The following is a 6,327-nucleotide window of genomic DNA, read 5'->3' as shown; positions in this document are numbered from 1 at the left end:
GGTGCGCTCAGAGAGATTCGAACTCCCGACCCCTTAGTTCGTAGCCAAGTGCTCTATCCAGCTGAGCTATGAGCGCATCGTAAGTATTCGTTGGCGGTGAGAGAGGGATTCGAACCCTCGATACAGTTACCCGTATGCATCCTTAGCAGGGATGTGGTTTCAGCCACTCACCCATCTCACCGTAACGAGGCGCCATAATACAAATTAAAATAAGATTCGGCAAGTACTCTCATTAAAAAAAACCTCTTTTTTGATTCAACCATTCATTTTTTAAACGATTTTACTATTTATGTGTGTTTTTCATACGTTTTGTAAAGTATTTATTTAAGAAAAAATTTGCATGACATAAAAACTGCAATTAAAAACACATTATTGCAATCAATTACGTGCAGTCTGCAACGTGATGACTTATGCTAAACCTATCTTCTGTTATCAAGCCTTATACATGATGAAAAACTGGGTCGATCCTGAAGCCAAAGCTGAAGCGCAACGGTATGACAATCCGATTCCAAGCCGTACGCTTATTTTGGAAACCATCGAACAAAAAAAGGAACCACTGTCACATGCTGACTTCGTGGAATTTTTTGAAATTGCCGATCAAAAAAGTATTGATGCACTGAGTCATCGTCTAAGTGCTATGGTACGTGATGGTCAGCTCATGAAGGATGGTTTCAAATACCAACCAATGGCAGATCAACCCGTTATCGATGCTACAGTTTACGTCAATAATAAAGGACTTGGTGTTGCGAGCATTGATGGTAAAAAAGAAGAATTTTTACTGCCTGAACGTGAAATGCGCCAAGTCTTTCACGGCGACCGCGTTAAAGTGCAACAAACTTCAGTAGACCGTAAAGGTAAAGCTTGGGGCTACATTACAGAAGTGACTCAACGTCGAGTTAAACAACTGATTGGTAAAGTGGCAGAGTTTGAAGGTGAATATTTTATTCAGCCAGCAAATCCTAATGCACATCAACCGATTACCTTAGAAAAAGAATTAATTGAACATGCAGGCGCAAAAGTCGGTGACAACCTACGTGTAGAAATTGACGACTACCCAACACGGGATGAGTTTGCAACAGGTCATATTATTCAGTCGATGGCAGATAAAGCCGATACTGAAATTATTATTCCACAAACCATTTTAGAGTATGGTCTACCCTACGAATTCCCTGAAGAAGTCGTAAAAGAAGCTGAAAGCTTTAAAGAGCCAACGGCAAAAGACCGTGAAGGTCGTATCGACTTGCGTGATTTACCATTAGTCACCATTGATGGTGAAGATGCTCGTGACTTCGATGATGCTGTATATGCTGAAAAACGTCCGGGTGGCGGTTATCGTGTCGTCGTTGCGATTGCCGATGTAAGTCACTATGTTCGTCCAGGTAAACCATTAGATGATGAAGCGCAAGAACGTGGTACGTCAGTGTATTTCCCACACTATGTATTACCAATGTTGCCTGAAGCGCTATCAAATGGCTTATGTTCGCTAAATCCTGATGTTGACCGCTTATGTATGGTCTGTGACTTGAATTTAAGCCGTGCTGGCAAAGTTACAAAATTTGAGTTCTACCCTTCTGTAATGCATTCAAAAGCACGTTTGACGTACATACAAGTCGCACAGTACTTAGATGGTGACAGCAAAGCGCTCACAGAAGATCGTGATGTCCGTAAATCATTAAATACGCTGTATCAACTATATGAAACACTCAAAGGCTTACGTGCTGAACGTCATGCAATGGAATTCGAAACCGTTGAAACGTACATGACCTTTGATGAACTCGGTGGAATTAAAGAAATTTTACCGCGTACACGTAATGTTGCACATAAACTGATTGAAGAATGTATGTTGCTTGCCAATGTAGCAGCAGCAGAATATTGTTTGAAAAATGAAGTACCTATGCTCTACCGTGTGCATGAAGCACCTGAGTTCTCGCGCATTCAAAAAGTGAAAGATTTCGTCAAACTGTTGGGCTTAAAATTTCCTGACCAACCAACTCAGGCAGATTATCAAGCCGTTATTGAGGCGACTAAAGACCGCATTGATGCACCAAGTATTCATGCCGTGTTATTGCGCTCTATGATGCAAGCCTATTACGGAGCAAATAACCTTGGTCACTATGGCTTGGCATATGAAGCGTACACGCATTTCACATCACCAATTCGCCGTTACCCAGACTTGCTATTGCATCGTGCGATTAAAGCCAGTTTAACCACGAAGCAATATCCACTTTCAGGAGCAGCTTTAGATGAAGCAGGTGAGCATTTCTCAATTACGGAACGTCGTGCAGATGAAGCATCTCGTTCAGTAACATCTTGGTTGAAATGCCACTATATGAAACAACACTTAGGTGAAGAGTTTGTCGGCATTATTAGTGCAACGGCTGAATTTGGTTTATTCGTGACACTGAAAGATTTGTATGTTGATGGCATGATACACGTCAGTCAATTGGGCGATGACTACTTTGTCTTCGATCAAGCAAGCCAAAATCTTGTTGGTCAAAACCGAGGACAATCTTTCGGTTTAGGTGATGAAGTTAAAATTAAAGTCGCTGCGGTAAATTTAGATGATCGTAAAATTGATTTTGAATTGATTCAGCAACTTTCCCATGCAGGTCGCGCGATTCGTAGTCGTGCTCCGCGTGTTGCTAAAACTCAAACGACTGAGCAAGTCTTTTCTGAGCGTCCGGCCAAATCCACTGAAAAAACTGATGTTAAACGTCAGGTCAGTGAAGATGGAGAAAAACCGGTGCGTAAGAAAAAGGAGAAGGCCAAACGAAGCTCTTTCGATAAAAAGCCTAGTAAAAAATCTTCAGCAAAGCCTGAAACAAAGGCTAAAGATAAAGTGAAGAAAAAGGCGAAAGCGAAAAAGAAAAAGTCCAATGCAAAAGCATCAGATGAATAATCTTTTGATCATATAAAAAAGAGCGCTTCGGCGCTCTTTTTTTGTTTATAATTATTTAAAATTGAACAATAAACACCACTATGACGAAAAACTTAATTTCGAAATATTATTATCATTATTATGTCATTTTCATGATATTTATTTTAGGCATCAGCGCCGTATATAGCATTTCATTTGTTAATTTTTATTCAACCAAAGCTGTAAATATATTTACACTTATCGCTTCATTCATTCTCTACTTTGGAATTATTCTTTATTTTTATTTTCTAATTAAAAAACAACAATGGGTAATTCCGAGAACTTGGAGCAATGTCCAAAAACGACCACTATTGTATTGCTTCATCATCTTTCCAATCTTTTTTATCCCTCTTTTTTGGATCAATTTTTCAAAACTTATACCCATGACCTATACTAATTTTTTGGGTGCTCAATCCACTGAAACTATAGAAGCATACACAACAAAAAATACATATAAAGGTAACACGACCTATTGTCTATCTAACAAATATTCATGCTTACCTATTTTTAAAATAAATCGTGATGAATTTGAATATTACCAAGACAAGAAAATAATTTTACAAATTACGAGCAATAAGAGTTCGTTAGGTACAATCATTGAGTCAATTGATCATATTCAATTTTAAATACATTAATTTAATTAAGAAATATTCAACGTCTCACTCAGCAAACCCACCACCAACTGCACCGCAGGTGAACGGAATTTTAATGTGGTTTAACGATATAAACCTGCTTTTACCGCCTGTAATTGGTCAACAATAGAATTAACATTAAAACACCCATTGACCTGAATACTGAATTTTTGCTGTTGCTGATCATGCTGTAAAATCCAAACACCACCATTGGCATCAGATGGTTTCAATATGCACGGTATATGCCTTAGATCATCCAATTTTCAGGCTTTGGATCATGTTCAAACAAAGAAGAATGTGCGAACAACCCTGCTTTATTTTCCGAAACTTTTTTAGCAACCAAACTTGAGTCTTCAAATTTGCTAATCCGCACGGCGATATCAATATTTTCTTCAACTAATTCCAAATTGCGATTATCAAGTAAAAACGACAACTCAATTTTTGGGTATTGCTGCATGAATTCAACAATAGCTTGATCGGAGAAATGCCTAAAGAAGTCCACGATGCAGTCAATCAAACCTTGTGGCTCTCGTTGCGACAAAGCAAGACTTTGATTCGCCATTTATAAACCTTGAATATAGCTCAAGCGTTCATCGACATGGAACTTTCACTTTAAAATATCAAACAGATTTATCAGACAATCCGTTAATTATTCGACAAATTTGCTTGATTTCCCTCAGTGAAGCCCCTACATCTATAAATAACTTAAAAGATTATTTGGCATGACGATATGACATTAGAAAAGGCGACTTTGCCTGTACCCCAATTTGATCAAATTACTTTAGATCGACTAAAACAAAATATTGAAACTGCCATTCAAAATGGGCAAACATTTCTCAAAGAACTAACTGAAGTTCCTGAAAGTATTCGCCAACAACTCGATATTTTAGAAAAAATTGATGCTTTAGAAAATAATATGAGTGAGTCTTGGGGTGTGCTTTCACATCTCAATGCCGTGATGAATAATGCTGAAACTCGTGAAGTGTATCAAGCACTTTTACCTGCTCTGAGCGAGTATTACACTCAACTTGGGCAGCATGTACCACTTTATCAAACATATCAGCATGTACATGATCATGCTGTATTTACTGATCTTCCTGCTGCACAACAAAGTGCGATAAAACTCGCATTACGTGATTTTAAACTTTCGGGTGTCGCTTTAGAAGGTAAAGCAAAACAGCGTTATGCAGAAATTTCTGCACGCTTGTCACAACTGTCATCTGACTTTTCTAACCATGTTTTAGATTCAACACAGGCTTATTTTAAACCGTTGAATGAAGATCAACTGAAAGGTTTACCGCAAAGTAGTATTGAATTGCTGAAACAATATGGTCAACAACGTGAGCTTGAACAAGCAGTTGCAACGCTCGATATTCCATCTTATTTAGCAATCATGACCTATGCGGATGATCGTGCATTACGTGAGGAACTTTATCAAGCCTATGTCACGCGAGCATCTGACTTAGCGCAGGATACGCAATTTGATAATGCTCCAGTGATGGTTGAAATTTTAAGCCTCCGTCAGGAAATGGCAAAACTGCTTGGTTTTGACAATTATGCCGAATATTCACTTGCTTCAAAAATGGCTCCTGATGTTGAAACGGTTGATCAGTTCCTTGTCGATCTTGCAGGACATGCACGTACACCTGCACTGAAAGAAATTACAGAATTACAAGCGATTGCTCAAGCAGATGGAATAACTGAGCTCAAACCGTGGGACAGCACTTATTATTCTGAAAAGCTTAAAGTTCAACAATTCAACTTATCTCAAGAAGATTTAAAACCTTACTTCCCTGCACCGAAAGTGATTCAAGGATTATTTAATGTCGTGAATCGTTTATACGGAATCAATGTCATTGAGCGTGAGGCTCCACTTTGGCATAGCGATGCGCATTACTATGAACTTGAAGATCAAGGCACAGTGATTGGTGGTTTTTACTTTGACTTGTATGCACGTAGTGGTAAGCGTGGTGGCGCATGGATGAGTGGTTTCCGCTCTCGTATGCAAACAGAAGACGGTTTACAAAAACCGATTTGCTATATGGTTGGTAATTTCACGCCACCTGTAGGTGATCAACCTGCCCTACTCACCCATGATGAAGTAAATACCTTATTCCATGAGTTTGGTCATGGCTTACATCATATGCTCACAGAAGTAGATAATATTTCTGTGGCAGGTACACATGGCGTAGCTTGGGATGCAGTAGAACTGCCTAGCCAATTTATGGAATTTTGGACATGGGATAAAGACAGCCTAGATCTACTGTCAGAACATATCGAAACGAAAGAAACTTTACCTAAACATTTGCTCAAAGCATTACTTGATGCACGTTTTTTCCAATCGGGTATGCAAACTTTACGTCAAATTGAATTTTCACTTTTTGACTTAAGCATTCACAAGCTGACGCCTGCATTGAATGCAGATGGGATCCAAGCGACTTTGGATGATATTCGTCAAAAATATGCGGTACTACCAACAACCGACTACAACCGCTTCCAAAACAGCTTTAGCCATATTTTTGCAGGTGGTTATGCCGCAGGTTATTATTCATACAAATGGGCGGAAGTGTTGGCGAGTGATGCCTTTGATCGCTTTGAAAAAGAAGGCGTATTTAATACTGAGACAGGAAATGAGTTTAGAAAAAATATTCTAGCAGTTGGCGGAAAAGATACAGCCCTTGATGCATTCATCAATTTCCGTGGACGCGAACCAAAAATAGATGCATTGTTACGTCATCAAGGTTGGACGAACAGCCAATAAAACGCTTAAACTAGGCA

Annotated in this window: 4 protein-coding genes and 2 tRNA genes; 2 read left to right on the top strand and 4 right to left on the bottom strand. The window is 39.0% G+C overall.

The window, feature by feature from the left end; genetic code table 11:
• Positions 1-2 precede the first annotated feature (2 nt).
• Both ACK1JC_RS01170 and ACK1JC_RS01165 read right to left on the bottom strand, forming a co-directional pair.
• A tRNA-Arg gene (locus tag ACK1JC_RS01170) sits at positions 3-76 on the bottom strand.
• Between the two features lie 15 nt (positions 77-91).
• Positions 92-181, bottom strand: a tRNA-Ser gene (locus ACK1JC_RS01165).
• A 264-nt stretch (positions 182-445) separates the two neighbouring features.
• Between ACK1JC_RS01165 and rnr the strand changes: the two genes are divergently transcribed.
• On the top strand, positions 446-2,899 hold the full coding sequence (gene rnr, locus ACK1JC_RS01160; RefSeq protein ID WP_409510021.1) for a ribonuclease R: 2,454 nt from the start codon (positions 446-448) through the stop codon (positions 2,897-2,899).
• A gap of 733 nt (positions 2,900-3,632) precedes the next feature.
• Here the strand turns inward: rnr and ACK1JC_RS01155 are convergent.
• Both ACK1JC_RS01155 and ACK1JC_RS01150 read right to left on the bottom strand, forming a co-directional pair.
• Complete coding sequence (locus ACK1JC_RS01155; RefSeq protein WP_409510005.1) at positions 3,633-3,779, bottom strand: hypothetical protein; 147 nt, start codon at positions 3,777-3,779, stop codon at positions 3,633-3,635.
• Positions 3,780-3,796: 17 nt separating this feature from the next.
• Positions 3,797-4,111, bottom strand: coding sequence for a LysR substrate-binding domain-containing protein (locus ACK1JC_RS01150; protein ID WP_409510004.1), 315 nt, complete (start codon positions 4,109-4,111; stop codon positions 3,797-3,799).
• Positions 4,112-4,264: 153 nt separating this feature from the next.
• On the opposite strand from ACK1JC_RS01150, the gene ACK1JC_RS01145 reads away from it, so the two are divergent.
• On the top strand, positions 4,265-6,310 hold the full coding sequence (locus ACK1JC_RS01145; RefSeq protein ID WP_409510020.1) for a M3 family metallopeptidase: 2,046 nt from the start codon (positions 4,265-4,267) through the stop codon (positions 6,308-6,310).
• The last annotated feature ends 17 nt before the right edge of the window (positions 6,311-6,327 follow it).

Origin of the sequence: Acinetobacter sp. TY2, from assembly GCF_046269225.1 — a bacterium.
Taxonomy (GTDB): domain Bacteria; phylum Pseudomonadota; class Gammaproteobacteria; order Pseudomonadales; family Moraxellaceae; genus Acinetobacter.
This window is presented reverse-complemented; position numbering and strand designations above follow the sequence as displayed.

Bases quoted from the DNA above. Each gene is read 5' to 3' on its own strand.
- rnr (WP_409510021.1), top strand. From the start codon at position 446: ATGATGAAAAACTGGGTCGATCCTGAAGCCAAAGCTGAAGCGCAACGG.
- ACK1JC_RS01150 (WP_409510004.1), bottom strand. From the start codon at position 4,111: ATGGCGAATCAAAGTCTTGCTTTGTCGCAACGAGAGCCACAAGGTTTG.